This is a genomic window from Gryllotalpicola reticulitermitis, assembly GCF_042651345.1.
In the GTDB taxonomy this organism is placed as follows: Bacteria; Actinomycetota; Actinomycetes; order Actinomycetales; family Microbacteriaceae; genus Gryllotalpicola; species Gryllotalpicola reticulitermitis.
On sequence record NZ_JBHSCN010000005.1, the window covers coordinates 24,494 to 50,740 of the forward strand.

The 26,247-nt window shown below is 68.7% G+C and carries 25 protein-coding genes; 17 read left to right on the top strand and 8 right to left on the bottom strand.

Annotated features, from left to right (window positions below; genetic code table 11):
• The first annotated feature begins 19 nt into the window (after window positions 1-19).
• Complete coding sequence (locus ACFOYW_RS07290) at window positions 20-934, top strand: SMP-30/gluconolactonase/LRE family protein (protein ID WP_390228175.1); 915 nt, start codon at window positions 20-22, stop codon at window positions 932-934.
• 14 nt (window positions 935-948) lie between these two features.
• Here ACFOYW_RS07290 and ACFOYW_RS07295 read toward each other — a convergent pair whose 3' ends face one another.
• The 3 genes from ACFOYW_RS07295 to ACFOYW_RS07305 all read right to left on the bottom strand — a co-directional run bounded on the left by ACFOYW_RS07295 (window position 949) and on the right by ACFOYW_RS07305 (window position 3,681).
• Window positions 949-1,827 (bottom strand): HpcH/HpaI aldolase/citrate lyase family protein, encoded by an 879-nt coding sequence (locus ACFOYW_RS07295; RefSeq protein ID WP_390229570.1) that lies wholly within the window; start codon window positions 1,825-1,827, stop codon window positions 949-951.
• Between the two features lie 37 nt (window positions 1,828-1,864).
• On the bottom strand, window positions 1,865-2,803 hold the full coding sequence (locus ACFOYW_RS07300; RefSeq protein WP_390228176.1) for an amidohydrolase family protein: 939 nt from the start codon (window positions 2,801-2,803) through the stop codon (window positions 1,865-1,867).
• 86 nt (window positions 2,804-2,889) lie between these two features.
• Window positions 2,890-3,681 (bottom strand): IclR family transcriptional regulator, encoded by a 792-nt coding sequence (locus ACFOYW_RS07305; RefSeq protein WP_390228177.1) that lies wholly within the window; start codon window positions 3,679-3,681, stop codon window positions 2,890-2,892.
• A gap of 58 nt (window positions 3,682-3,739) precedes the next feature.
• Between ACFOYW_RS07305 and ACFOYW_RS07310 the strand changes: the two genes are divergently transcribed.
• The 5 genes from ACFOYW_RS07310 to ACFOYW_RS07330 are packed head-to-tail and all read left to right on the top strand — an operon-like array spanning window position 3,740 to window position 9,712.
• Window positions 3,740-4,789 carry an Ldh family oxidoreductase gene (locus tag ACFOYW_RS07310; RefSeq protein ID WP_390228178.1) on the top strand — a complete coding sequence of 350 codons (1,050 nt, stop codon included), beginning with the start codon at window positions 3,740-3,742 and terminating at the stop codon, window positions 4,787-4,789.
• Window positions 4,790-4,835: 46 nt separating this feature from the next.
• A complete protein-coding gene (locus ACFOYW_RS07315; protein ID WP_390228179.1) occupies window positions 4,836-6,116 on the top strand; it encodes an iron-containing alcohol dehydrogenase in 1,281 nt (426 codons plus the stop codon).
• A 3-nt stretch (window positions 6,117-6,119) separates the two neighbouring features.
• Window positions 6,120-7,595, top strand: coding sequence for an NAD-dependent succinate-semialdehyde dehydrogenase (locus tag ACFOYW_RS07320; protein WP_390228180.1), 1,476 nt, complete (start codon window positions 6,120-6,122; stop codon window positions 7,593-7,595).
• A gap of 37 nt (window positions 7,596-7,632) precedes the next feature.
• Window positions 7,633-8,502: an aldo/keto reductase gene (locus ACFOYW_RS07325; protein ID WP_390228181.1), complete on the top strand. Its 870-nt coding sequence runs from the start codon at window positions 7,633-7,635 to the stop codon at window positions 8,500-8,502.
• Window positions 8,477-9,712, top strand: coding sequence for an enolase C-terminal domain-like protein (locus ACFOYW_RS07330; RefSeq protein WP_390228183.1), 1,236 nt, complete (start codon window positions 8,477-8,479; stop codon window positions 9,710-9,712). Before ACFOYW_RS07325 ends, ACFOYW_RS07330 begins: the two co-directional genes overlap by 26 nt.
• Window positions 9,713-9,805: 93 nt before the next feature.
• Here the strand turns inward: ACFOYW_RS07330 and ACFOYW_RS07335 are convergent, their stop codons facing one another.
• The 4 genes from ACFOYW_RS07335 to ACFOYW_RS07350 all read right to left on the bottom strand — a co-directional run bounded on the left by ACFOYW_RS07335 (window position 9,806) and on the right by ACFOYW_RS07350 (window position 14,114).
• Window positions 9,806-10,711: a carbohydrate ABC transporter permease gene (locus tag ACFOYW_RS07335; protein ID WP_390228184.1), complete on the bottom strand. Its 906-nt coding sequence runs from the start codon at window positions 10,709-10,711 to the stop codon at window positions 9,806-9,808.
• Window positions 10,708-11,634, bottom strand: a complete 927-nt coding sequence (locus tag ACFOYW_RS07340; RefSeq protein ID WP_390228185.1) for a carbohydrate ABC transporter permease — start codon at window positions 11,632-11,634, stop codon at window positions 10,708-10,710. The genes ACFOYW_RS07335 and ACFOYW_RS07340 overlap by 4 nt, the downstream gene beginning before the upstream one ends.
• Window positions 11,635-11,636: 2 nt before the next feature.
• Window positions 11,637-12,941 carry an ABC transporter substrate-binding protein gene (locus ACFOYW_RS07345; RefSeq protein WP_390228187.1) on the bottom strand — a complete coding sequence of 435 codons (1,305 nt, stop codon included), beginning with the start codon at window positions 12,939-12,941 and terminating at the stop codon, window positions 11,637-11,639.
• Window positions 12,942-13,106: 165 nt separating this feature from the next.
• Complete coding sequence (locus ACFOYW_RS07350) at window positions 13,107-14,114, bottom strand: MBL fold metallo-hydrolase (protein ID WP_390228188.1); 1,008 nt, start codon at window positions 14,112-14,114, stop codon at window positions 13,107-13,109.
• 121 nt (window positions 14,115-14,235) lie between these two features.
• On the opposite strand from ACFOYW_RS07350, the gene ACFOYW_RS07355 reads away from it, so the two are divergent.
• From ACFOYW_RS07355 to ACFOYW_RS07405, 11 genes are all read left to right on the top strand, one after another.
• The gene (locus ACFOYW_RS07355; RefSeq protein WP_390228189.1) at window positions 14,236-15,195 is read left to right on the top strand and encodes an L-lactate dehydrogenase; all 960 of its coding nucleotides are present in this window, start codon (window positions 14,236-14,238) and stop codon (window positions 15,193-15,195) included.
• Between the two features lie 71 nt (window positions 15,196-15,266).
• Window positions 15,267-16,016, top strand: coding sequence for a response regulator transcription factor (locus ACFOYW_RS07360; RefSeq protein ID WP_390228190.1), 750 nt, complete (start codon window positions 15,267-15,269; stop codon window positions 16,014-16,016).
• Window positions 16,013-17,590 carry a sensor histidine kinase gene (locus tag ACFOYW_RS07365; protein ID WP_390228191.1) on the top strand — a complete coding sequence of 526 codons (1,578 nt, stop codon included), beginning with the start codon at window positions 16,013-16,015 and terminating at the stop codon, window positions 17,588-17,590. The genes ACFOYW_RS07360 and ACFOYW_RS07365 overlap by 4 nt, the downstream gene beginning before the upstream one ends.
• Before the next feature lie 37 nt (window positions 17,591-17,627).
• Complete coding sequence (locus tag ACFOYW_RS07370; protein WP_390228193.1) at window positions 17,628-18,485, top strand: NAD-dependent epimerase/dehydratase family protein; 858 nt, start codon at window positions 17,628-17,630, stop codon at window positions 18,483-18,485.
• A 229-nt stretch (window positions 18,486-18,714) separates the two neighbouring features.
• Window positions 18,715-19,230: a 50S ribosomal protein L10 gene (rplJ, locus tag ACFOYW_RS07375; RefSeq protein ID WP_390228194.1), complete on the top strand. Its 516-nt coding sequence runs from the start codon at window positions 18,715-18,717 to the stop codon at window positions 19,228-19,230.
• A 117-nt stretch (window positions 19,231-19,347) separates the two neighbouring features.
• Window positions 19,348-19,740 carry a 50S ribosomal protein L7/L12 gene (rplL, locus tag ACFOYW_RS07380; protein WP_390228195.1) on the top strand — a complete coding sequence of 131 codons (393 nt, stop codon included), beginning with the start codon at window positions 19,348-19,350 and terminating at the stop codon, window positions 19,738-19,740.
• Window positions 19,741-19,881: 141 nt separating this feature from the next.
• Entirely contained in the window at window positions 19,882-20,343 is a 462-nt protein-coding gene (locus tag ACFOYW_RS07385) for a MarR family winged helix-turn-helix transcriptional regulator (protein WP_390228196.1), read from the top strand.
• Entirely contained in the window at window positions 20,343-21,593 is a 1,251-nt protein-coding gene (locus ACFOYW_RS07390) for an MFS transporter (protein ID WP_390228198.1), read from the top strand. Before ACFOYW_RS07385 ends, ACFOYW_RS07390 begins: the two co-directional genes overlap by 1 nt.
• Window positions 21,594-21,728: 135 nt before the next feature.
• Window positions 21,729-23,624 carry an ABC transporter ATP-binding protein gene (locus tag ACFOYW_RS07395; RefSeq protein ID WP_390229573.1) on the top strand — a complete coding sequence of 632 codons (1,896 nt, stop codon included), beginning with the start codon at window positions 21,729-21,731 and terminating at the stop codon, window positions 23,622-23,624.
• 103 nt (window positions 23,625-23,727) lie between these two features.
• Window positions 23,728-24,174 carry a MarR family winged helix-turn-helix transcriptional regulator gene (locus ACFOYW_RS07400; protein WP_390228199.1) on the top strand — a complete coding sequence of 149 codons (447 nt, stop codon included), beginning with the start codon at window positions 23,728-23,730 and terminating at the stop codon, window positions 24,172-24,174.
• A 106-nt stretch (window positions 24,175-24,280) separates the two neighbouring features.
• Window positions 24,281-25,546 carry an Nramp family divalent metal transporter gene (locus ACFOYW_RS07405; protein WP_390228200.1) on the top strand — a complete coding sequence of 422 codons (1,266 nt, stop codon included), beginning with the start codon at window positions 24,281-24,283 and terminating at the stop codon, window positions 25,544-25,546.
• On the opposite strand, the gene ACFOYW_RS07410 is transcribed toward ACFOYW_RS07405, so the two are convergent.
• The gene (locus ACFOYW_RS07410) at window positions 25,543-26,160 is read right to left on the bottom strand and encodes a metal-dependent transcriptional regulator (RefSeq protein WP_390228202.1); all 618 of its coding nucleotides are present in this window, start codon (window positions 26,158-26,160) and stop codon (window positions 25,543-25,545) included. The two genes, ACFOYW_RS07405 and ACFOYW_RS07410, sit on opposite strands and share 4 nt — an antisense overlap.
• Between the last annotated feature and the right edge of the window lie 87 nt (window positions 26,161-26,247).

Genomic DNA, 26,247 nt, shown 5'->3' on the forward strand with positions numbered 1-26,247 from the left:
TCGACGAGGAGGCACCAGGGTGACGGATGAGGCGACGCACGGGCTTGAAGCTCTCGTGCCGGAGGGCGCTCGCGCGGAGCGCGTTGCGACCGGGGCGAGCTGGTCGGAGGGGCCGCTGTGGCTCCCGGCTCGGGGGGTGCTGATCTGGAGCGACATTCACGGCAACCGGATCATGCAGTACTCGCCGAGCACTGGCGAGACGGGCATCTACCGCTCCGAGGTCGAGTTCACCAACGGCAGGACTCTCGACCTCGACGGCTCGATCGTGCAGTGCAGCCACGGGCGGCGCCGCGTCGAACGCGATGTGGACGGCGAGATCAGCCTGATCGTCGACCACTTCACGGATGAGTCGGGCACGTACCGCTTCAACTCGCCGAACGACGTCGTCGTGGCATCCGATGGCAGCATCTGGTTCACCGACCCGCCGTACGGGATCACGTTTCCGGAAGAGGGCCATCCGGGCGAGCGGGAGTACGGCGGCTGCTGGGTGTTCCGTCACGACCCGGCCACGGGTGAGACGATCCCGGTCGTGACCGACATGGAGGAGCCGAACGGCCTTGCCTTCTCGCCGGACGAGGGCGTGCTGTACATCGCGGACACCTCGGCGGCGTCGGTCGGCTTCGAGAGCGGAAACCACCACATCCGCGCCTACGACATCGTCGACGGGAAGGCCGTCAACGGACGGCTGTTCGCCGACATCGCGCGTGGCATCGCCGACGGCTTCCGCGTCGACGAGCACGGCAACATCTGGACGTCGAGCCTCGACGCCATCATCGTCTACGCGCCAGACGGCAGCGAGCTCGGGTCAATCCCCGTGCCCGAGAAGAGCGCGAACGTGTGCTTCGGGGGCACCGACGGCACCGAGCTCTTCATCGCCGCGTCGACGAGCATCTACTGGCTGCCGACGCTCACGCGCGACGCCGCCCGGCACTGAGGCCGGGGTTCAGGTCAGCCCGCCGCCTGAATGTGGAACAGCGCTGCGCGGCGCTGGATGGTCTCGGCACGCGCGAGGCGCGGCTTGTCGCTGCCGTCGCGGATGACGCGCCCGTTGGCCTCGAACTCGGCGAGGAAGTCCAGCGCCCAGGCGACGTCGGCCGGCGACGGGCTCATCGACTCGTTGATGACGGCGGGCTGCTCGCTGTCGAGGCAGAGCTTGCCGGTCATGCCGAGGGCGACGCCGTCGGCGGCCTGCTCACGGAGCACGGGGTGCGTGCTCGCGACGGTGGGGCCGTCGATGGGGCCGGGCAGCGCGCCGATGCGGCTCGCGAGCACGAGGCGGGTGCGGGGGTAGGCCATCGCGAGGGGCGTGTTGGATGCGCCCGTGTCGCGGCGGTAGTCGCCCGAACCGAAGGCGATGCGGAACGCGCCGCGCGCGCGGGCGATCTCGATGGCGCTCTCGATGCCGAGCGCCGACTCGATGAGCGTCACGACGGGCGTCGAGCCGCCGAGCCGCTGGAACGTGTCGGTGACCTGCTCGGCCGCTTCGGTCTTCGCGAGCATGACGCCCTTGAGGCCGGGCACGCCGGCGAGAGCGGCGAGGTCGTCGCTCCAGTCGACGGTCGTCCAGTCGTTGATGCGGACCCAGGCGCTGCCGCCGCCGGTGAGCCAGTCGACGACCTTGTCGCGAGCGGATGCTTTGAAGCTCGTGTCGATCGCGTCCTCGAGGTCGAGCACGATCTGGTCGGCTCGCCCGAGCATCGCGGCATCGAAGGTGTCGTCGCGCAAAGCGGAAACGAGCTGCCAGGAGCGCGCGTTCTCGCCGTCGACGCGCGACGCCTCGCGCGCCGCACGCCGCTGTTCCAGCGCCGAGCTGGTGCTCTGTTCGATCGAGGTCACTTCTCTCCTTGCGGTTGTTCGCGTGCGGCTACGAGGGGAGCGCCCCGTCCAGCACCTGCGCGATGAACTCGTTAAGCGTGCTCCCGCCGCCCTGACTTTGCAGCCAGTGGTGAACGATACGCCCCGCAATGGGGTCAGGAACACTCAGACCGTGCGGCCACATGGCCGCGGGCTTCACGTCGACGAGCGACATGGGGTCGGATTCCAGTTCGAGCGGCGCCGGCGCCGGCCGCTCCCGCGCGAACAGCAGGCGCTCCGCGTTTCCTCCGCGGATCGCTGCGAGCTGCGCCGGGTCGGCGATGCGCGACTCGAGCCAGTCGGCCGAGCCGCGCAGGGTCTCGTCGCGCCAGTACAGCACCGGCGCCTCCGACCCCCAGAGCAGTCGCTCGGTGCCGACGCGCGCGAGCAGCTCGTCGAACCACGGGTCGAGCACCCGCGGCTCGAAAAGCCCCTGTCGTGAGGCGATCACCGCGAAGCGCTCGTGGGCGAAGAGTGCCGCCACGTCTGCCGAGTCGAAGACGGCGGGGTCGGTGGGGCCGGCGAAATGGCCGCCGAGCACGAGCGAGCGCGGGTGGTCGCGCAGCATGCGGCCCAGAGCGGATGCCTCGCGCCGCAGCCCGTCCGAGCTGCACACGAGGGCGATCGCGCCGGCGTCGCCGATGAGGTCCAGAAGCCACGGCATCCGCTCGATGTCGCCGCCGCTCAGTCTCAGCCCCGAGAAGCCCGCTTCGAACTGCGCCCGCACGCGTGCCTCGACCGTCGCTCGGTCGCCGCTCTGCGCGAGACCGCAGGCGACGATGCGGTCGGGGGCGCGCAGCAGAGTGCGGTGCACCTCGACGAGGTCGGGGCAGGTGTCGAACGCGCAGACGAGCGCCCGGTCGATTCCCGCGGTGTCCAGCGCTGTAAGCGCGTCGTCGCCGGACTGGAAGCGGGGCAGGCCGACGTGCTGGTACGCGTCGATCAGCACGACGGCGCCCGTCGAGCGGGCATGCGGGTGTCTGGCATCCGTCGACGATGTGCCCAGCCGGCCGCGCTGCCCAACCCGGTGTCCCGCTATGCGGAGCGCGCCACGGAGTCGGCGCGCAGCGTCGAGTGCGACTGCAGCACGCGGGAGAGAGCCATCGCGGTGGTGCGCACCACCGGCGCGAAGCGCTGTGCCTGCGTGAGCGACGTCGCACCGGTCACGGAGATCGCGCCGACGACCTCGTCGAACGGACCGAACACGGGCGCGGCGACGCAGAACAGGCCCGGCTGGGACTCCTCGACGTCGTAGGCCACCTTCGTCTCGCGGATCTTCGCGAGCTCGGCCCTGATCACCTGCGGCGAGGTGATGGTGCGCGACGACAACGCCCTGAGCTCGCCGCCGAGCAGCCGGTCGACGAACTCGGGCTCGCTGTACGCGAGCATCGCCTTGCCGAGCGCCGTGCAGTGCATCGGCAGGCGCCCCCCGACGCGCGAATGCGGCACGTTCAGCGAGCGGCTCGTGATCTTCTCGACGTACATGATGTCGCTCCCGTCGCGGACCGCGATGTTCGATGTCAGCTGCGTGACCTCGTTGAGGTTGTGCGCGTACGGGATCGCGATCTCGCGCAGGCGGCGGTGGGCTGGGACGAGCGACCCGAGCTCGAAGAGGTGCACCCCGAGGCGCACTCCGCGCGGCGTGCGCTCGAGCGCACCCCAGGCGAGCAGATCGCCGACCAGACGGTGCGCGGTCGACTTGGGCAGACCCGACCGGCGGGCCAGTTCACGAATGCTGAGCTCGGGCTCGCGGACCGTGAAGAGGTCGAGGAGACTGAGCCCACGGGTCAACGACGAGGCCGTGTCCTGACTGTCGGGACGGACCATAGCTTGCTCCTTTGCAGCTTGCGAGGATCGGCACACACCTGATCGGGAGGAGACGTCAATGGCCCGTGCCAACAACGTCAGCGTAAGCGAAGTCGTGATCGACGCGGCGCAGCTTCGCACGATCGTTGTCGAGACGCTGGTCGGAAACGGCGCGACGCCCGCCGATGCGGAGAAGCAGGCGCGCATCCTGATCGAGGGCGATCTGCGCGACCAGCACTCGCACGGGGTGCGCCGCCTTCCCGTGCTCGTCGAGCGGCTGCGCCGCGGTCTGATCGTCTCCGCAGAAGAACCGACGGCCGAGTGGCGCTCGGACGCCGTCGCCGTGATCGACGGCCACCGCGGCTTCGGCCCGGTGGCAGCCGGCGTCGCGATCTCGAGCATCACCGAGAAGGCCGAGACCACCGGCATCGCACTCGCCGCCGTGCACAACTCCAATCACGTCGGCATGCTCGCGCCGTATGTCGAGGACATCGCCGCGACCGGCCAGATCGGCATCGCGTTCACGACCAGCGAGGCGCTCGTGCACCCGTGGGGCGGCACGAGGGCGATGGTCGGCACGAACCCGATCGGCATCGCCGTTCCCACCGACGACGAGCCTCTCGTCGTCGACCTGTCGACGGCGGCCGTCTCGATGGGCAAGGTGCTCGACTTCGCCGCGGCGGGGCGCGAGCTGCCGCTCGGCTGGGCGGTCGACGCGTCCGGCGATGCGACGACGGATGCCTCAGCCGCCGCGGCCGGCGCGATCTCGCCGTTCGGCGGCCCGAAGGGCTACGCGCTCGGGATCGCCCTCGAGGTGCTCGTGGCGACGCTGACCGGAACGGCGCTCGGAACCGACGTGCGCGGCACGCTCGACACCGAAGAGGTCGCCACAAAGGGCGACGTGTTCCTCGCGATCTCGCCGCGAGCGATCGGCGGCGCGGCGGTGCTTCCCGGGCTGGCGGCCTATCTGGCGTCGGTGCGGGACAGCGGGCGGATGCCGGGCGACGTGTCGATCCCCGGCGACCGCGCCCGAGCCACACGGCGTGCCCGCCTCGAGGGCGGGATTCCCCTGTTCCCCGGACTGTGGGATCGGGTCCGAGAACTACATCGAGAGGTCCGTGTTGACTGAGGACACTGCGTTCAGTGACGACACTGCGTTGGGCGAGGGCACTGCTGTGAGCGAGAGCACCACTGCGCCGGCTGAGGCCGCCGCGCCGGCACCCGGCGCCTTCGGGCTGCTGCGGCTGCCCGAGAGCGTCCTCCTCGGCGCGGGCACGTTGCGGGCACTGCCGACCGCGGTCTCCGAACTCGGCACCAACGCATTCGTGGTCGCCGACCCGTTCGTCGCGACGACGCCGTGGTTCGCCGAGGCGCTCGCCGCGCTCGAGGCGGCAGGCGTCAGGGCGACGGTGTCGACGGATGTCGTGCCCGAGCTGCCGGTCGACTCGATCGAGCGGGTCGCCGAGACCGCTCGCGGCGCATCGCCCGAGGTGGTCGTCGGTATCGGCGGCGGCAGCGCGCTCGACCTCGCGAAGCTGGTCGCCCTGCTGCTCGCGCACCCGGGCCCACTGTCGCGGTACTACGGCGAGAACGCCGTGCCGGGTGCAGTGCTGCCGATCGTCGCCGTGCCCACGACGGCAGGCACCGGCTCGGAGGTCACCCCGGTCGCGGTCGTCTCGGACCCCGAGCGCGAGCTGAAGGTCGGGGTCTCGAGCCCGCGGCTGATCCCACGGCGCGCGATCGTGGATCCCGTCCTCGCGGTCGGCGCGCCGGCACCCGTCACCGCGTTCGCCGGCATCGACGCCTTCGTCCACGCCGTCGAATCCTTCACCGCGCGCCGCGCGGCACCCGACTGGTCGACGACGCAGCCCGTGTTCGTCGGCCGCAACCTGCTCAGCTCGCTCGTCGGGCTCGAGGCGGTGCGCGTCATCGGCGCCAACCTGCGCGACGCGGTGCGCAACCCCGGCGAACTCGCCCCGCGCGAGGCGATGGCCTACGGCAGCCTGCTCGCCGGCATGGCGTTCGCGACCGGCGGCACCCACCTCTCTCACGCCGTGCAGTACCCCGTCGGCGCCGCGACCAAGACGCCGCACGGCCTCGGCACGGGGCTCCTGCTGCCGTACGTGCTCGAGGCGCTGCGCCCCGAGACGGTGCCCGAGCTGAACATGATCGGCGATGCGCTCGACGTCCCGCCCGGTCCGGCTGAGGAACGTGCGATCGCCGTCGTCGCTGCCGTGCGCGACCTCGTGCACGACATCGGCGTGCCCGCGTCGCTCGCCGAACTCGGGGTCACCCGTGAGCAGCTGCCCCGCTTCGCGGAACTCTCCCTCGGTGTCACGCGCCTCGTACAGAACGCCGCCGTGCCCGCCACCCCCGAGCTGCTCGACGCCGTACTCGAGGCCGCCTGGTCCGGCCGTGTGACGAGCGACGCAGCCACGACCCCAGTGAGGAACTGAACCATGACCACCGAAGCCCCTGTCATCGACCGCCAGAACGCCTCGCAGAACCCGCCGCTGCGCACCGAGCTGTACATCGCCGGCGAGTGGCGGGCGGGTTCGGCCGGCCGCAGCTTCGCGGTCGTCGACCCCGCCGAGAACGCCGAGATCGCGCAGTTCGCGATCGCTGAGGAATCCGACTGCCTCGCCGCGGTCGACGCGGCCGAAGCCGCGCTTCCCGCCTGGTCGGCCACGCCGCCGCGGGTGCGCTCCGAGATCCTGCGCCGCGCGTACGACATTCTCACCGCCGAGCGCGAGCTGTTCGCCGAGATCATCGTGCGCGAGAACGGCAAGGCGTTCGCCGACGCGCTGGGCGAGGCCGACTACGCGAAGGACTTCTTCCGCTGGTTCGCGGAAGAGGCCGTCCGCGTCGGGGGCGACTTCCGCCTCTCGCCCTCGGGCGACAAGACGATCATCGTCACGCACGAGCCGATCGGCGTCTCACTGCTCGTCACGCCGTGGAACTTCCCGGCCGCGATGGCGACCCGCAAGCTCGCGCCCGCGCTCGCCGCGGGCTGCACGACGGTCCTCAAGCCGGCGCGCGAGACCCCGCTGACCGCCGCGTACGTCGTCGACGCGCTCATGCGCGCCGGCGTGCCGAGCGGAGTCGTCAACCTCGTCACGCCCGCGCCGACCGGCCCCGCTGTGGCCGCGATGCTCAAGCATCCCGCGGTCCGCAAGCTGTCGTTCACCGGCTCGACCGAGGTCGGCCGAGTGCTGCTCGCCGAGGCCGCCGAGAACGTCGTCAGCTCGTCGATGGAGCTCGGCGGCAACGCGCCGTTCGTCGTGCTGCCCGGCGCCGATGTCGACAAGGCGGTGGCGGGTGCGATGATCGCCAAGATGCGCAACGGCGGCTCGGCATGCACGGCCGCCAACCGCTTCTACGTGCACCGCTCGGTGCACGACCAGTTCGTGACGCGGATGTCTGACGCGATGTCGCAGCTGCGCATGGGTCCCGGCATCGACCGCAGCAACGAGCTCGGCGCGCTCGTGTCGACGGGGGAGCGCGACAAGGTCGCCGAGCTCGTCGAGACGGCGCTCGCCGAGGGCGCACGACTCGAGGTCGGCGGCGGCGCGAGCGATGCCGGCGCGTTCTACGACGCGACCGTGCTGACCGGCGTGGAGCACGGCTCGACGATCAACCAGACCGAGATCTTCGGGCCGGTCTCGGCGATCGTCGTCTATGACGACGTCGACGAGGCCGTCCGCATGGCCAACGACACGATCTACGGCCTCATCGCCTACGTGTACGGCCAGACGGGCGAGGCGCTCGCCGTCGCGAAGCGCATCGACGCCGGCATGGTCGCCGTGAACCGCGCCGTGCTCAGCGACCCCGCTGCGCCGTTCGGCGGCATGAAGCAGAGCGGGCTCGGCCGTGAGGGCAGCTCGGAGGGAATCCTCGAATTCCTCGAGGAGAAGTACATCGGCGTCGAGCTGTAAGAGCATCTCCGCGCTAAGAGAAGAGAAAAGGACTCAGTTGGAGTATTCGACCCTCGGGCGCACCGGCGCACGCGTGAGCCACCTCGGCTTCGGCGGCGCCGTGCTCGGACTCAAGAACTATCTGAACGCTTTCGACCCGGCCGACGCCGACGACCGGCGCGGCCTCTTCGAAGCGGTCGAGGTGGCGCTCGAATCCGGCATCAACCTGTTCGACACCGCCGCAGGCTATGGCAACGGCGAGAGCGAGCGGGTGCTCGGCGAAGCGCTCGCGGGGGTGAGGGAGGCCGCGGGCGAACCGCTGTTCCTCTCGACCAAGCTCTCGCACGACGGCGCCCTCAGCCCGCGCCAGTCGCTCGAGCGCAGCCTCGGCCACCTCGGCCGCGACCACGTCGACCTCGTGCAGATCCACGGCAACTCGTACACCCCCGACGACGTGGAGCGCATCCTCGCGCCGGGCGGCATCGCCGAGCAGATGCAGCAGCTCAAGGCCGAGGGCCTCACCCGGTTCATCGGCTTCACCTCGGAGGACGACAACGGGGGCGTCGACGCGCTGGTCCACAGCGGCGTCTTCGACACGATGCAGATCTGCTACAACTTCATCTTCCAGCACCCGTACGAGCCGTCGCGGCCATTCGGTGCGCTGTTCGAGGCCGAGAAGCAGGGAATGGGCATTCTCACGATGCGCGCCCCGACCTCCGGCACGTTCCAACGCTGGATCCAGATGGTCAACCCCGAGAACACCTTCGACTACACCCCCGCGCTCATCCAGTTCGTGCTGTCGAACCCGCTCGTCGACGTCGCCCTCGCCGGCATGCGCGACGCTGAGATCGTGCGCAAGAACGTCGCCATCGTCGCTGATACCGCAGGAAGGATCGACATCAATGCCGTCCACACCCGTTACGTCTGAGCCGCTCACCGAGACCGGCGCGCGCACCATCCGGATCACCGCCATCGAGATCGTGGTGGTGCGCGGTGCCGCGCCCGAGCCGCCGCCCGGCCCCAAGCAGCGGCAGGTGCGTGCCGAGTCGTTCCACGAGCGCAGGAAGGCGCCGTACTCGCAGCCCGCCGCGCCCTGGACGGGCGGCGTGATGACCTCGCGCTACCTGCGGATCGGGACGGATGCCGGTGCGGAGGGCCTCTACGGCCCCATCGACCCCGAGACCACGTGGCCGATCGTCAACCAGCTGGCGCCGCTGCTCATCGGCGAGGACGCGCTCGCTGTCACGACGCACTGGGATCTGCTCGAGCGCTTCGACCGCCACGGCCGCCACGGGCACTACAAGATGGCGCTCAGCGCGATCGACAACGCCCTGTGGGATCTGCGCGGCAAGGTCTTCGACGCGCCCGTCTGGCAGCTGCTCGGCGGCTCGGCGCGTGACCGGATCCCCGTCTACCTCAGCACGCTCGGCACCTCGCTCGACCTCGACAATGTGCGCGAGGTCGCCGCGAAGGCGAAGGCCGACGGCTTCTGGGGCCAGAAGTGGTTTCTCGGCGACGGCCCGACCGACGGCGCAGAGGGCCTCGCCCGCAACGTCGCGATCGCCGAGGCCGTGCGTGAGACCATCGGCCCCGACGAGCGGATGATGTTCGACGTCTTCAACGGCTGGGACCTGGGCTATGCGCGCTCGTGGGTGCAGCGCGTCGAGCACCTCAAGCCCACGTGGCTCGAGGAGCCGTTCGGCCAGAATCACTTCCCGGCGTACGAAGCACTGCAGCGCAGCACGAGCGTGCCGATCAGCACCGGTGAGCACATCTACGACCGCCAGGAGCTGCTGCAGTACCTGCAGGCCGGCGTCCTCGCCGTCGCCCAGTGCGACCCCGAGTGGTGCGGCGGCGTGACCGAGCTCGTGCGCATGTGCGCCATCGCCGACGTCTTCAGCGTGCCCGTCATCCCCCACGGTCACGGCATGCACGCGGCGATCCACGTGATCGCCAGCCAGTCGCCGGCCGTGTGCCCCACCGCCGAGTACCTGGGTCGCACCATGCCGAACCGTCACCACTTCGAGATCGACCCGCCGGCCCCCGTCGGCGGCTCGTTCGCGCTGCCGACGCGCCCCGGCTTCGGCATCCGTCTCGACGACAGCAAGATCGACGAGCGCTCCACGCTGCAGTTCTGAGCTGGTTGCTCGGGGATAAAACGCACGATCGGGGAGACGGATTGCACCGTTTCTCTCCCCGATCGTGCGTTTTATCCCCTTCCGGGCACGGCGTCAGCCCTTGACGGCCCCCGACGACATGCCGTTCATGAGCAGGTTCTTCGTGAACAGGTAGAACACGAACACGGGGACGATCGCGAGGATCGCCGCCGCAGACAGCAGCCCGTAGTTGACCGTGTACTCGCCCTTGGCGTTCGCGAGGGCCACGGTCAAGGTCTGCCGCCCCGGCTCCGGCAGGAACACGAGTGCGTAGATGTAGTCGTTCCAGATCGAGACGAACGACAGGATCATGATCGTCACGATGCCGTTGCGGCTCATCGGCAGGATGATCTGCAGGAAGATCCGCCACCCGCTCGCGCCGTCGACGAGCGCGGCCTCCTCGATCGTCGAGTCGATCTCGCGCATGTACGCGACCATGAGGAACAGGCAGAACGGGATCTGCCCGGCCGTGTAGGCGAGCACGATCGTGTACGGGATGTCGAGCAGGCCGGTCTGCGCGAAGATCGAGTACGTCGCCTGCAGCAGCACGATTCCGGGCACGAAGATCGCGATCAGGAAGAAGCCGTAGATCACCTTCGAGAACGCGAATCGGATGCGCGAGAGCACGAATGCCGCGGGAAGGACGCACACGAACAGGAGGGCGAGGCTCAGCCCCGTGATGATCACGGAGTTGAGGAATCCGCTCAGGATGTTCGTGTGCGTGATCATCGAGACGTACGCGCCGAAGTCGAACTGCTCGGGCACGAGCGAGAACCGGCCGAAGATCTGGGTGTTGGAGCGGAACGAGTTGCTCAACGTCCACAGGATCGGAATCAGGCAGCTCACGGTGTTGAGCGCGAGCACGAGGTACGCGATGAGGATCATCGGGTTGTGCAGCACGCGGCTGAACGCCCGCGCCGAACCCGATCGGTTCGCCTGCGTGCGCGGCCGCGTCGCCTGAAGCACGCTGTTGGTGGTCATGCCATCACTCCCTCGAAGTCTCGTAGCTCGCGCGCCGCTTCGCGGCGCGCTCGGCGAGCGCTGAACGTGTTCGATCCCATGACGAGGCCGGAGACGACCATGCTCATGACGAAGATGAGCATCGCGATCGCGGCGCCGTAGCCGTACTTGAACGACTGGAACGTCTGCAGGTACATCCACGTCGCCGGCACCTGCGTCGAGTTGCCCGGGCCGCCCGCGGTGAGCAGGAAGATGTAGTCGAACGTCTTGAACGCCGAGGTGACCGCGAGCACGATGCACACCCGCAGGCTTCCGAGCGACAACGGCAGCGTCACGAGGAAGAAGGACTTGATCGGCCCCGCCCCATCGATGCGCGCGGACTCGTAATACTCGTTCGGAATGTCCTGGAGCGCCGCGAGGAAGATCACCAGGAAGAATCCGATGTCCTGATAGATCGGTACCGCGATCGCCGCGAAGAACGCCGTGTGCGGGTCGGACAGCCAGGCGTGCTCGAGGAAGCCGAGGCCCACCGCGTGCAGCGTCTGGTTGATCAGGCCGATGTCCTTGTCGTACATCAGCGAGAAGATCAGCGACATCGCCGACGACGAGATGACGACCGGGAAGAAGAACACGCTCGTGAAGAACGAGTAGCCCTTCAGCCGGTCACGCAGCATGGCCGCGAACACGAGGCCGAGCCCCACCTTGAACACGACCGCGAGCGCGGCCCAGATCAAGATGCGGAGGATGCCCGACATGAGCACCTGATCCTGGAAGAGCTGCACGTAGTTCGCGACGCCGACGAACACCGGCTTCGTGATGCCGTCCCAGCTGGTGAAGCTGCTGATCGCCGTCTGGATGAACGGGTAGATGAACAGCACCACGTAGAGGACGACCGCGGGCAGCAGGTACAGCAGGTACCACGGCCGGAACTTCAAAGTTCCCACGATCAGCCCTTGACGAACATCGAGTCGAGCTGCTTGGCGAAGCTGCTTGCGGTGAGCGAACCCGACCAGGCCTGAGCCATCAGCGGGTAGAAGGTCTGCTCCTGCTCCGGCGTGCGACCGTTGCCGAGCCACTTGTCACCGGGCTCGTTCGCGGTCGTGGTCTGCACGTCGGCGAAGAACTGGCCCGCCTTCGCCGGGTCGACCTTGACGTTGGTCGCGGCGGCGAGCACGCCGTTGTTCGCGATCTGCGTCTGGCTGGCCGGGCTCGTGAGCGCCTTCAGCAGCTTCTGCACGATCGGGCCCTTGGTCGGGTCCTTGAGCGATGCGGAGCTCGCGTACATCAGGGTGGTGAGGTCCTTCTCCATGTGCGGAGACGTTTCGGCGCCGCCCGGGATCGTCGGGAACGGCAGCACGACCATGTTCTTCGCGGTCGTCGCGTCGATCGACGGCAGGTACCCGCTGTTGTCGACCAGCATCGCGGCCTTGCCCGTGTTGATGTACTTCGCGATCACGCCGTTGTCGTCGAGCGCGGCGGCGTCGGACGGGCCGTTGCCGGCAGAGAGCTCGAGGTAGTCGGACAGCGCCTTCTTGACGTCGGGCGCCGTGAACGAGCCGCCCTTGCCCTCGAAGAGCTGCAGCGCCTTGGCGTTGCCCAGTTCGCGGTCGAGCACATAGTCGAAGAGACGGTCATCGCTCTGCGGCGACGGCTGCGTCGTCACCGCGAAGGGGATGATGCCCTTCGCCTTGAGCGCCTTGACGTCGCTCATCAGCAGATTCCAGGTCGTCGGCAGCGGAACGCCCGCCTTGGTGAAGACCGCCTTGTCGGCCACGAGCGGCACGGCGAAGTCGGTGAGCGGCAGGCCCCACGTCTTCCCGTTCACGGTCGCGGTCTGCCATGCGTCGGACGGGAACTCGCTCTTCACCTGCTTCGACAGCGAGGTGAGGTCGCCGAGCTCGCCGCTCGCGATGTATTTGTCCATGTTGAACGCGGGCTGCGGGCGCCAGAAGTTGAACACGTCCGGGACCTTGCGGTTCGCGAAAGCAAGCTGGACGACCTGCTGCAGCGCCGTCGCCTGGGACTCCTCGAGCTGGATGGTGACGTTGGGGTTGTCCTTCTCGAACTGCTTGATCACGCTCTGGAACACCGGGGACGTGCCGGTGTTCTCGGCCGTGATCTGGTTGGTGGCCAGCGTGATGGTCACCTTCTTGCCGGCGGACGTACTGCCGGATCCGCCGGTGCATCCGGCGGCGAATAGAGCTATGGCTGCTGCGGTGCAGGTCAGCAGCATGAGCCTGGTCTTACGCATGAGTTCCTCCTTGAACCATCAGTGCGCAGCAACGACCAGGAACGACTTCCTCAGTGCTGAAAACGCCTTCGGAGGGACCGCCCGGGTGCTGTTGCCGGGAACTATTGCACCGGCCTCACGAGGGCTTCCACGCGTCGTCCCAGCATTCGGGACGAGTCAGAGCCGCTACGCCGCGCGCTCGGTTTCCGCGATGCGGCCGAGCCGTGCGATGTGCATCTCGACTTGCGCGAGAGCGGAATCGAGCAGGTAGTGCGAGAGGTTCTCCCAGCCGAGGCTCCAGTACAGCTCGGACGCGACCTGCCACACCGAGGGCCGGTCGAGTCGGTCGAGCACCTCGGCGACCTCGGCGGTGCGGCGCGCGTGGTGCGCCGAGAGCGCGTCGCAGCGAGCGCGCAGGCCGTAGAAGCGGTAGCCGTGGCCGGGGCAGACCTGGTGGTCGTCGAACCGGGCGACGCGATCGAGCGCGTCGAGGTAGTCGCTGATCGGGTTGCTCGGGGTGGGGCCACCGAGGCCGAGACCGGGATTGAGCAGCGGCAGCACGTGGTCGCCGGTGAAGACCAGCTTGCCCTCTTCGTGGCGCAGGCAGATGCTGCCGTAGGTGTGGCCGGGCGTCCAGATCACATGCAGACGGATGCCGGGGAACTCGAGCACGTCGCCGTCTTCGACCAGCCGGTCGGCGGTGATCTGTGCCTTCGAGAACCGCTCCTGGGTGACACGGTCGAGCTCGCCTCGTCGCGCCGCCGGCACACCCCACCGCTCGAAGCGCTCGCGGTCCGCGCCGCCGAACTCTCCGTCGATCGCGGCCTGCTCGAGGCGGTGCAGCACGACCTGCGCGCCGGTCGCCGCGCGCACGCGCGCACCGATCCCGAGGTGGTCGAAGTGCAGGTGGGTGACGACGACGGTACGGATGTCGGCGAGCTCGCGCCCGAGCGACGCGAGCAGTGTCTCGAGGCGCTTCCAGTTGGCGCTGGTGTCGACCCCGGGGTCGATCAGGTGCACTCCGCCCGCGGTGTCGAGCAGTACGTAGCTGAGCGTGTAGCGCAGCGGCTGGCCCTTGCTCGGGAACTCGGTCGGCAGAGTCCACACGCCCGGCATGACCTCGCGAGGTTCGGGCACGCTGCCCGTCGTCGCCGCGTGCTCCTCGGTCGTGTCGACCACATGCTGCGTCGTCATGCTCCGCCCTTCCGGTCGTCCCTGACCGATTGCGTCAGCCTAACCCGCGACTTTTTGACTCGCCCGGGTCTGTGTAGCTTTCGTCATGGACGACGGGACTCCTGGGCGCGAGGATTGCCATATGGTCAACGTGCGCACGACCAAGCTCGGAATCATCGGAGCGGGTGCGGTCGGCACTTCGCTCGCCTACGCGGCGCTCATCCGCGGCGCGGCCGACCAGATCGGCATCTATGACCTGAACCCGGCGCGTGCGGAAGCGCAGGTGCTGGATCTCGCGCACGGCACCCCCTTCGCGCATCGCACGCGGGTGGCCGGCGGGGGAGACCTCGATGTGATCGCAGCATCCGATGTGGTCGTCATCACGGCGGGCGCGAGCCAGCAGCCTGGGCAGACGCGGCTCGACCTCGTGACGACGAACGCGGAGATCATCCGCGCTCTTATGCCGCAGCTGATCAAGCGCGCGCCGGAGGCGGTGTACATCATCGTGACGAATCCCGTCGACGTGCTGACGGAGGTCGCGGCGGATGTCGCGGGCCTGCGTCGCGGGCAGGTGATCGGCTCGGGCACCACACTCGACTCGTCGCGTCTGCGCTGGCTCGTCGCGGAGCGCGCGGGCGTTGCACCGCGCGACGTGCACGCGCTGATCCTCGGCGAGCACGGCGACAGTGCGTTCCCGCTGTGGTCGAACGCGACGATCGGGGGCTCCCCGATCCAGGACTGGGTCGACGAGACCGGGGCCAAGATCTTCGACGACGATGCACTCGCCGACCTCGCGAATCAGGCGGTTCTGTCGGCCTATTCGATCATCGCGGGCAAGGGCGCCACGAACTACGCCGTCGGTCTCGCCTGCGTGCGGCTGGTCGAGGCGATCCTGCGCGACGAGCACATGGTGACGCCGGTGAGCACGGTGCTGCGCGACTACGAGGGCGTCGACGGGATCGCGCTCTCCGTTCCGTGCGTGCTCGGCGCCGGCGGGGTGCAGCGCGTGCTCAGGGTGGCGATGGATCCGGGCGAGCATGACGCGTTCCAGCGCAGCGGCGAGGCGATGCGTGCCGTGCTCGAAGAGATCGGCCAGCTGTAGGCGCGCGATTTCACAGTGAGGCCATAACTTTGACATAGCACGCTCGGAACGATGCGCGCATAATCATCAGAATGAGCATCGACCTCTCCGAATCGCGTGGCGCCCAGGCACATCTTCATCACGCGGACGGCTCGCCGATCCGCGTCCTGGTCGTCGACGATGAGAGCACGCTCACCGACCTCCTGCAGATGGCCCTGCGCTACGAGGGCTGGGACGTGAAGAGCGCGTCGACGGGTCACCAGGCGGTCACGGTGGCGCGCGACTTCAAGCCCGATGCGGTCGTGCTCGACATCATGCTTCCCGACTTCGACGGCCTGCAGGTCATGCGCCGCATTCGCGAGGCCGGCAACGAGACGCCGGTGCTGTTCCTCACGGCGAAGGACTCGCTCGACGACCGCATCGCGGGTCTCACCGCCGGTGGCGACGACTACGTCACGAAGCCGTTCAGCCTGGAAGAGCTCGTGGCGCGTCTGCGCAGCCTGCTGCGTCGTTCGCGCGCGCTCATCGCCGACACGAGCGACCCGCGCATCGTCGTCGGCGACCTCGTTCTCGACGAGGACAGCTACGAGGTCACCCGCAGCGGCGAGCAGATCAGCCTGACCGCGACCGAGTTCGAGCTGCTGCGCTATCTGATGCGCAACCCGCGCCGTGTGCTGTCGAAGGCTCAGATCCTGGACCGCGTGTGGTCGTACGACTTCGGCGGGACCTCGAGCGTCGTCGAGCTCTACATCTCGTACCTGCGCAAGAAGATCGACGCGGGGCGCAAGCCGATGATCCACACGGTGCGCGGCGCCGGTTACATGGTGAAGGCCGCGGAATGACCCAGTCGGCATCGGGGCCGGCCGCCCCGATGCCGATGAGCGTCGAGGCGGGCGAGAGAAGCCGGCCGCGCGTCGGCCTCTCTCCGCGACGCCTCCTGCAGCGTGTGCGCGGCTGGTACCGCTCGTGGACCCTGCGCCGCAAGCTCGTGGCCGCCGTGGTCACGCTCGTCGCGATCCTCGGCGTGGCGATCGGGTCGGTCAGTGTCGTGCTGCTGCACACCTACCTGATCGACCGCGTCAATGTTCAGCTGAGCTACGCGAGCGAACGCGGCGTCGCGGTGGCGCAGACGTACTACCAGCGCGGCGCAGTGCCCAACACGGCGCAGATCGTCTCGGCCACCGGGCAGCCGGGCGGCACCTTCGCGGCGCTGATGAACTCCGACGGCACGCTCAACAGCGGCTCGTACCTGCCGACGGGGAGCGCGGGCAGCCCGCGTAACCCGGTCGTCGACGACACCTTCCAGTCGACGCTCGCCGCGTTGACGCCGGGGGTCAAGACATCCGTCGACCTGCGCGGCACGCTCGGTGAGTACCGGGTCGAGTCCCAGCCGCTGCCCGATGGGCTCGCGCTCGTCATCGGGCTTCCGGTCGCCGAGGCGCAGGGCACGACGGTGCACCTCGCGATCGTCATGCTGATCGCGACGGGTGCGGCGGCCTTCTTCGCCGCGGGCATCGGCCTGCTGATCGTGCGCCTGTCGCTCAGGCCGCTCGATCGCGTCGCCGATGCGGCCGAGACCGTCTCCACCCTTCCGCTCGACCGGGGCGAGGTGGCGTTGCGGGTGCGCGTCGCCGACGAGGACACCGATCCGGGCACCGAGGTGGGGCGCGTCGGCAGTGCCTTCAACGCGATGCTCGGGCACGTGGCATCCGCTCTCTCGGCGCGCGAAGCGAGCGAGCGCAAGGTGCGGCAGTTCGTATCGGATGCCTCGCACGAGCTGCGCACGCCGCTCGCCTCCATCCGCGGCTACTCGGAGCTCACCCGCCGTTCCGGCGAGGTGATCCCGCCCGACGTCCAGCACTCGATCATCCGCATCGAATCCGAGGCCAAGCGCATGACGGGCATCGTCGAGGACCTGCTGCTGCTCGCCCGGCTCGACGAGGGTCGCGAGCTCGACCGCGAGCCGGTCGACCTCTCCATGCTGCTCATCAACCTCCTGTCCGACGCGCACGCCGCAGGCCCTGATCACCAGTGGCGCCTCGACCTGCCGCCCGAGCCGGTCGAGGTGACCGGCGACCAGGCCCGTCTGCACCAGGTGTTCGCGAACCTGCTCACGAACGCGCGAGTGCACACGCCGGCTGGCACGATCGTCGAGCTCGGCATGCGGGCGAGCGGGGGATGGGTTCTCGTCACGGTGTCGGACGACGGCCCCGGCGTTCCCGCCGAGCTGCAGCCGGTGCTGTTCGAGCGCTTCGCCCGCGGTGACAGCTCCCGTTCGCGGAACACGGGATCGACCGGGCTCGGCCTCGCGATCGTGAAGGCGGTCGTCGACGCGCACCATGGCGGGATCTCGGTGGAGAGCGTTCCGGGCCGCACTGTCTTCTCTGTCCGGCTGCCCCTCGCCTCGCTAGGCTAAGACGAGTCGTATCGATTCGAGAGGGCAGGAGCTCGCAATGAAGATCGCGCTCACCGGTGGGTCCGGCAAGCTGGGGACCGTTGTTCTGGCGTACCTGCGCGAGGCGGGTCACGAGGTCACGAACCTCGACCGCGCGGGCGAGCGGGGGCCCGGCTTCCTGCGGGTCGATCTCACCGACTACGGCGCTGTCGTGTCGGCCCTGTCGGGCGTTCGCGACGGTTCGTACCCCGCTGCTCCCACGCCGTACGACGCGGTCGTGCACCTCGCCGCGATTCCGGCGCCCGGCGTCGTGAGCGACGCCGAGACCTTCCACAACAATGTGCTCGTCAGCTACAACGTGCTGCACGGAGCGACCCGCCTCGGCATCCGCAACATCGTCTTCGCGTCGAGCGAGACGCTGCTCGGTCTGCCGTTCCCCGGTGGCCCCGCATACATCCCCCTCGACGAAGGGGTCGAGCTGCCGGAATCCGTCTACTCGCTGAACAAGCTGCTCGACGAGAAGCAGGCCGAACAGCTCGCGCGCTGGTACCCCGACCTCAAGATCGCCGGCCTGCGCTTCTCGAACGTCATGCGCGTCGAGGACTACGGCCAGTTCCCGTCGTTCCATGCGGACGCGTCGCTGCGGAAGTGGAACCTCTGGGGGTACATCGATGCGCGCGACGGCGGTCAGGCCGTGCTCAAGGCGCTCGAGTACTCGACGCCCGGCTTCGAGACCTTCGTCATCGCCTCGCCCGACACCGTGATGACGCGGCCCAACGCTGAGCTCGTCGCCGAGGTGTTCCCCGACGCCGAGGTGCGCGGTGAGCTCGGCGTCAACGAGACGCTGCTCTCGATCGAGAAGGCGCGCCGGCTGCTCGGGTACGACCCGAAGCACACCTGGCGCGACCACGTCTAGCCATCTGCTAGACTTGGGCGAAAGCCAAAGACCGCAGGTTTTCGGCGTGCCCTGATCGGCACCCGAACCAAGGTTCTCGAAAGAGGCGACCCGCGCAGGTTTCGTTGTTTCTGATCTTTGCATCATGAGCTCCGAGCGCCTGCGCCCGGGGCTTTTTTCGTGCCCTTGTCCTGTGTGCTGCGGCGGCTCGAGGCATCCGTCTCGGGTGAATCGTTCATAAGGAGTGGCCATGGCGAACAAGGAAGCCACGGTTGCCGAGCTCACGGAGCATTTCCAGAGCTCGACCGCCGTTCTGCTGACCGAGTACCGCGGTCTGTCTGTTGCGAAGCTGCGCGAACTGCGTCGCTCCATCAGCACTGACGCGTCGTACGCCGTGGTGAAGAACACGCTGTCCAAGATCGCGGCGAACAACGCCGGTATCACGGCGTTCGACGACGAACTCGTCGGCCCGTCTGCGATCGCGTTCGTGCACGGTGACCCGGTCGCCGTTGCGAAGGGTCTGCGCGACTTTGCCAAGGCAAACCCTCTCCTCGTGGTCAAGGGTGGCTATTTCGATGGCAACCCGCTGTCCGCGGAAGAGGTTGGCAAGCTCGCCGACCTCGAGAGCCGTGAGGTGCTGCTCGGCAAGCTTGCCGGCGCCTTCAAGGCCTCGCTGTTCGGAGCCGCCTATCTGTTCAACGCGCCGCTGTCGAAGGCTGTTCGCACCGTCGACGCGCTGCGTGAGAAGCAGGAGTCCGCTGCGTAAGCATCCGTTCTCGGATGCCCGTTGCGGTGAGTACACATTCAACGCACCCGCCCGAAAGCATCCGAGCATCGGATGCCTGCCAAGCGGTGAGTAGTCAGTCAACAAGGAGAAGAAACAATGGCAAAGCTTTCCACCGAGGAACTGCTTGACGCGTTCAAGGAGCTCACGCTCATCGAGCTGAGCGAGTTCGTCAAGGCGTTCGAGGAGACCTTCGAGGTCACCGCTGCGGCTCCGGTCGCGGTCGCCGCTGCTGCGGGTGCCGCTGGCGGCGCCGGCGCTGCTGAGGAGCCCGAGGAGAAGGACTCGTTCGACGTCATCCTCGAGACCGTCGGCGACAAGAAGATCCAGGTCATCAAGGTCGTCCGCGAGCTCACCTCGCTCGGCCTCGGCGAGGCGAAGGCCGTCGTCGATGGTGCTCCGAAGGCTGTCCTTGAGGGCGCCAACAAGGAGACCGCTGACAAGGCGAAGGCTGCCCTCGAAGAGGTCGGCGCGTCGGTCACCCTTAAGTAGTCTCAGCTGCTTCCCACGGGGCGTCGCACTTCAGTGCGGCGCCCCGTGCCGTTAATGCACGGTGTATGGGTGGGGGTGTGCGGGTGTGGCGTCGTTGCGGCACCTCTTGAATTAGATAGTTAGGCTATCTATACTGCTGGCATGCCCCATCACGACGAGTTGCAGCAGCTGCTGGGCGAGCTGGTGCAAGCCAACTCCCGCCTGGTGCGCATCGCCGCGCACGATGCCGGAAGCGCAGAATCCCCCGCGACCTGGCGCACGCTCCGCGTGCTGCAGCAGAGCGGCCCGATGCGCATCGGCGAGCTGGCGACCCTCAGCCGTGTCGCGCAGCCGACCATGACGAAGATCGTGGCGGGCCTCGCCGAGCGCGGCTGGGTCGCGCGCCTCGCCGACGAGAGCGACGCGCGGGCGTGGCTCGTCGACGTCACGGATACGGGGGTCACGGCCGTCGACGAATGGCTCGATCAGGTGGCCTCGGCCCTCTACCCGTACTTCGCCGAGCTGTCGGACGGCGACGTCGATGCGCTGCGCCGCACCGTGCAGCTGCTTCAGGAGCGGGTCGAGCTGAACGACCCCATTCGCACGAAAGAGAGTACGCACTAGTGGCCCACGAACCAGCATCAGGGTCCATCCTCAAGCAGCCGATCGCCGTGTGGGCGATCGCTTTCGCCTGCGTGGTGTCCTTCATGGGCATCGGGCTCGTCGACCCGATCCTGCCCGCGATCGCCGAGTCGCTCAAGGCGACCCCGACCGAGACCGAGATGCTCTTCACGACGTACCTGCTGATCACGGGCGTCATGATGTTCTTCACGAGCTGGCTCTCGAGCCGCATCGGCGCGAAGACCACTCTCCTCGTCGGCCTCGCCCTCATCGTGGTGTTCGCCGGGCTCGCCGGGTCGAGCCACACGGTTGGCGAGGTCATCGGCCTGCGCGCGGGCTGGGGCCTCGGCAACGCGCTCTTCATCTCCACCGCGCTCGCCTCGATCGTCGGGGCTGCTTCCGGCGGCGCGGCGAACGCCATCATCCTCTACGAGGCGGCGCTCGGCCTCGGGCTCGCGGTCGGCCCGCTCGTCGGCGGTCTGCTCGGTGACATCTCCTGGCGAGGCCCGTTCTTCGGCACATCGGCGCTGATGGCGATCGGGTTCGTCGCGATCGTGACGATGCTGCGGGCGCCCAAGGCCCAGGCCAAGCCTGTGCGGACCCCGTTGTCCGCGCCGTTCCGCGGCCTGGCGCGCCCTGGGCTCGCGATCATGGCCGCGACCGCACTGTTCTACAACATGGGCTTCTTCGTGCTGCTCGCCTGGACGCCGTTCGCACTGCAGGCGGTCGGCGTGTCCGACGCCCTGCAGCTCGGCTACATCTTCTTCGGCTGGGGCCTCGCCGTCGCGATCACCTCGGTGTTCGTCGCGCCGATGCTGACAGCGCGGATGCGTCGCACCACCGTGCTGATCGTCGTGATTCCCCTACTTGCCATCGTCGAGCTGCTCGCCGCGCTCTTCCACTCGAGCCTCGTGGGGCTCATCGTGCTGGTCGTCATCGGCGGCCTGTTCCTCGGCATCCTCAACACGGTGCTCACCGAGTGCTCGATGGAGGCCACCGATCTGCCGCGGGCCGTCGCCTCGAGCGCGTACTCGGGCGTGCGCTTCGTCGGCGGCGCGATCGCCCCGCCGCTCGCGTCGTTCCTCGCGAGCCGCTTCGGCACCTCGGCGGCCCCGTTCTGGTACGGCGTCATCGTGCTCGTGATCGCGACCCTCATCGTCGTACTGGGCCGGTCGAAGCTGGGTCGGGCCGATGGCCGCGAAGAGCATCGCGTCGAGGTCGGAGAGGCGATCGCCGTAGGCGACGCGGACTAAGCCCCGCCCCCGCCCCTGCTCCTATCCCAGGCCCGCCCCTCGGCGCGCGCTACAGGTTCGGGCTCGCGCCACACCCCCGGGTGGCGCGCCGACCCGTACCTGTAGCGCACCGCGTACGCTCGTGGAGTGAGCGGCATGGGCGGCGGCGGCCGGGTTCGCGGTGGCCGCATCAGCGGGGGCGACTTCGCGCGGCAGCGTGAGCTGAACGCGCAGGCGCCGAAGATCGACCGTCTGCTCGCCCGCATCGGGGGGCTGTTCCGCCCCTATCGGGGCAAGCTCGTCGTCACCGCGATGCTCGTTCTGGTCTCGGCGGCGCTCAGCGTGATCCCGCCGCTGCTCACCCAGCGCGTATTCGACGACGGCCTGTTCCCGCGCTCGGGCGGCATCCGGATGCCGGTGCTCATCACCCTTGTCGCCGTGATGGTGGTGTTGTACATCGCCTCGGGGCTCATGGGTGTCTGGCAGACCTGGCTCACGGCGACGGTGGGCAACCGGGTGATGGGGGCCCTCAGAGTCCGGCTGTTCAGCCACCTGCAGTCGATGGAGCTCAGCTTCTTCACCCGCACCAAGACCGGTGTCATCCAGTCCCGTCTGCAGAACGACGTCGGCGGGGTGGCCAGCGTGCTGACCAACACCGTCTCGAGCGTGCTCGGCAATACGGTGCAGGTCATCGCGGCGTTCGTCGCGATGCTGCTGCTCAACTGGCAGCTCACGATCGTCGCGGTCGTGCTCATGCCCGTGCTCGTGATCGCACAGCGGCGCGTCGGTCAGGTGCGGGCGCGGATCGCCGGGGCCACGCAGGAGAGTCTGTCGGACCTCACCGCGATCACGCAGGAGACGCTGTCGGTCTCAGGCATCCTGCTCGCGAAGTCGTTCAACCGGCAGAAGAGCGAGACCGCGCGCTACGCCGACGAGAACGAGAACCAGATCGGCCTGCAGGTGCGGCAGGCGATGAGCGGGCAGTGGTTCTTCGCGATGGTGCAGGTGTTCCTGTCGTCGATCCCCGCGGTCGTCTATCTGATCGCCGGCTGGCTCATCACCGGCGGCACGCACGGAATCACCGCGGGAACGATCGTGGCGTTCACGACGGTGCAGGCGCGGCTGCTGTTCCCGTTGCTCGGGCTGATGCGGGTCGCCCTCGACCTGCAGACGTCGGGCGCGCTGTTCGCCCGCATCTTCGAGTACCTCGATCTCGTGCCGGCTATCGCCGATCGAGCGGATGCTGTGAGCGTGAGCGCTGCTGACGATGCGTGCGCGCCCGATCCCGCGGCGCAGGCGATCGGCATCGAGTTCGATCATGTGGTGTTCCGCTACCCGGACTCGAAGCCGGGGGAGCGCCCCACGCTCGACGACGTGTCGTTCCGCATCGAGCCGGGCCAGTTCGCCGCGTTCGTGGGTCCGTCGGGTGCGGGCAAGACGACTGTGTCGTACCTCGTGCCGCGTTTCTACGAGGCGAGCTCCGGCGCGGTGAGGTTCGCGGGGCGCGACGTGCGCGAGCTCAAGGCCGACTCCCTCGTCTCGCACATCGGCGTCGTGAGCCAGGAGACGTATCTGTTCCACGCGTCGATCGCCGCCAATCTGCGGTACGCCAAGCCCGGCGCGACGGACGCCGAGCTCGAGGCGGCCTGCCGTGCCGCAAACATCCACGAGACCATCGTGTCCTTCCCGGAGGGCTACGAGACCCTGGTCGGTGAGCGCGGGTACCGGCTCTCGGGCGGCGAGAAGCAGCGCATCGCCATCGCCCGGGTGCTGCTCAAGGACCCGGAGGTGCTCGTGCTCGACGAGGCGACGAGTGCGCTCGACAGCGTCTCGGAGCGCATCGTGCAGCAGGCGCTCGATTCGGCCGCCACAGGGCGCACGACCATCGCCATCGCGCACCGGCTGTCGACGATCGTCGGTGCCGACGTCATCTTCGTGATCGATGGAGGGCGCGTCGTCGAGCGCGGGACGCACGCGGAGCTGCTCGCGCATGACGGCGTCTACGCGCGCCTGTACACGCAGCAGTCCGAGCTGACGCTGCCTGCGTCCTGATTGCTTAGACGATCAAGTTATTCGGCCACCGATTAGGACGAACTCGCGAAGAATCCGTTAGCTAAGCTAAACGAAAATCAAGCGATCGAGCGGGGCGGATTGAATGGCTGAGAGAGACGAGGCGATCGCGCGGCTGAACCAAGCGCTGTTCGGCATCGTGCGGCAGTACGACCGCTTCCGCGCCGCCTTCGCGCGACGAGAGGGCGTGAGCGTGACCGAGCTGCGGGCGATGTCCCGCATCGTCGATGAGCGCACCATCACCCCGAAGCAGCTCGCGGCCTCGCTGGATCTGACGACGGGCGCCGTCACCTCGCTCGTAGATCGCCTGGTCGAGGGCGGTCGGGTGGTGCGCGTCCCGCACCCGACCGACCGCCGCAGCCTGCAGCTGACTCCGACCGAGGCGGGTGAGGCGCTCATGCAGCGCGTGGTCGATGACTTCGAAGGGGTGCTGCGTCGGGGCACCGTGCAGATCGACGACGAGGGCGTCAATCTCTTCGGCGAGCTTCTCGAGGGACTCGTCACGCGTGCCCGCGCCATGCCGGTGGAATGATCGCCGATTGATCGGCCGATGATCGCCCAATGACTGCGGAGTAACCGCAGGATGCTCGGGTCCTCCGAGGTGTTAGCCTGAGCTAACTTTTTTGAGGAGGGCGCGCATGGCGGTCGAGACGGATGCCGTGGGCCAGGCATCCGTGCCCCCAGACCGTCGACCGCCCGCGCGCGGCGGCCGCTTTCGGCGCCTCGCCCTGTTCGGCCCGGCTTTCGTCGCCGCGGTGGCGTACGTCGACCCCGGCAATGTCGCTGCCAATGTCACCGCAGGGGCGCAGTACGGATTCCTGCTGCTCTGGGTGCTCGTGCTCGCCAACCTGATGGCGATGCTCGTGCAGTACCTCTCGGCGAAGCTCGGCATCGTCACGGGCAAGAGCCTTCCCGAGCTGCTCGGCGAGCGCCTCAGCCGCCCCGCACGTCTCGCGTTCTGGGCGCAGGCCGAGATCGTCGCCGCGGCGACCGATCTTGCCGAGGTGATCGGCGGCGCGATCGCCCTGCAGCTGCTCTTCGGCGTGCCCCTCGTCATCGGCGGACTGATCATCGGCGCAGCGTCGATCGCTCTGCTCGGCATGCAGCGCCGCGGGCAGCGCCGCTTCGAGTTCGCCGTGATGGCGCTGCTCGCGGTCATCGCGGTCGGCTTCGTCGCCGGTGCCTGCGCATCGCACACCCACTGGGGCGCCTTCGCCGATGGACTCGTGCCCCGCTTCCGCGGCGGTGACACCGTGCTGCTCGGCGCGTCGATGATCGGCGCGACGGTGATGCCGCACGCCGTCTACCTGCACTCGGCCCTGGCACGCGACCGGCACCGCGACGACAAGTCGGCCCCTCATCGCCGGGCGTTGCTCGCCGCGAACCGCGTCGATGTCGTGTCGGCGTTGACCATCGCGGGCGTCGTCAACGTCGCGATGCTGGTGCTCGCAGCGGATGCCTTGAGCGGGGTGCGCGGCGCGGACACGATCCCCGGCGCCCACAGTGCGATCGTGCAGACGCTCGGGCCGGTGATCGGCGCGGCCTTCGCGATCGGGCTGCTCGCCTCGGGCCTCGCGTCGACCTCCGTCGGCTCCTACGCCGGCGCGGTCGTCATGGGCGGCCTGCTCAAGGTCCGTGTGCCGTTGCTCGTGCGGCGTCTCGTCACATTGATTCCTGCGATCGTGCTGCTCGCGCTCGGCGTCGACCCGACGTGGGCGCTCGTGATCAGCCAGGTGGTGCTCTCGCTCGGAATCCCGTTCGCGATCGTGCCGCTGCTCCGGCTCACCGGATCGCGCGAGGTGATGGGCGCCGACGTCGACAGCCGCCGCACGCGGATCGTCGGCTGGGTGGTCGCCGCCGCGATCATCGTGCTCAACGTGGTTCTCGTCGTCCTCGCGTTCTAGGCGAGCGACACCCAGATCGCCGCGGCCTCGGCGGGCTCCAGCGTGACGGGTGCGGTGATCGTCGCGCCGGGACGGATGCTGTGCGCCGCCAGTTCGCGCAGCACGGCGGAGTCGGCGTCGGAGATCCGCTCGACGCGCAGCGGCACCCCGGTCGGGGCATCCGCCAGCAGCATCGCCGGGGGAAGATGCGGCGACCCGTCCCTGCTCGGAATCGGATCGCCGTGCGGGTCGCGGGACGGGTGATCGAGCAGTGCGTCGATGCGGTCGATCAGCGTGTCGGAGACGGCGTGCTCGAGCCGCTCGGCCTCGTCGTGCACCTCGTCCCACGCGTAGCCGAGGGATTCGACGAGGAAGGTCTCGAGAATCCGGTGGCGGCGCACCATCGCGACCGCGTGCTCGCGCCCGAGGTCGCTCAACTCGACGGCGCCGTACGGCTCGTGGGTCAGCAGCCCCGAGTCGACGAGACGCCGGACCGCGTCGCTCACCGTCGCCTTGCGCACGCCCATGCGCGTCGCGAGCTGGGTCACGGTGACGGGCGCAGGCGCCCATTCCGTAGCCGACCAGATGACCTTGAGGTAGTCCTGCGCAGTGCTCGACAGCTCGGACAGAGGCATGCCGCCAGTCTACGAACGGCGCCGTCTGCGGTGGGCGGCGGGGAGCCGATCGGCCGGAGCCGGTACGTAACACGGTGGGGGCGACCA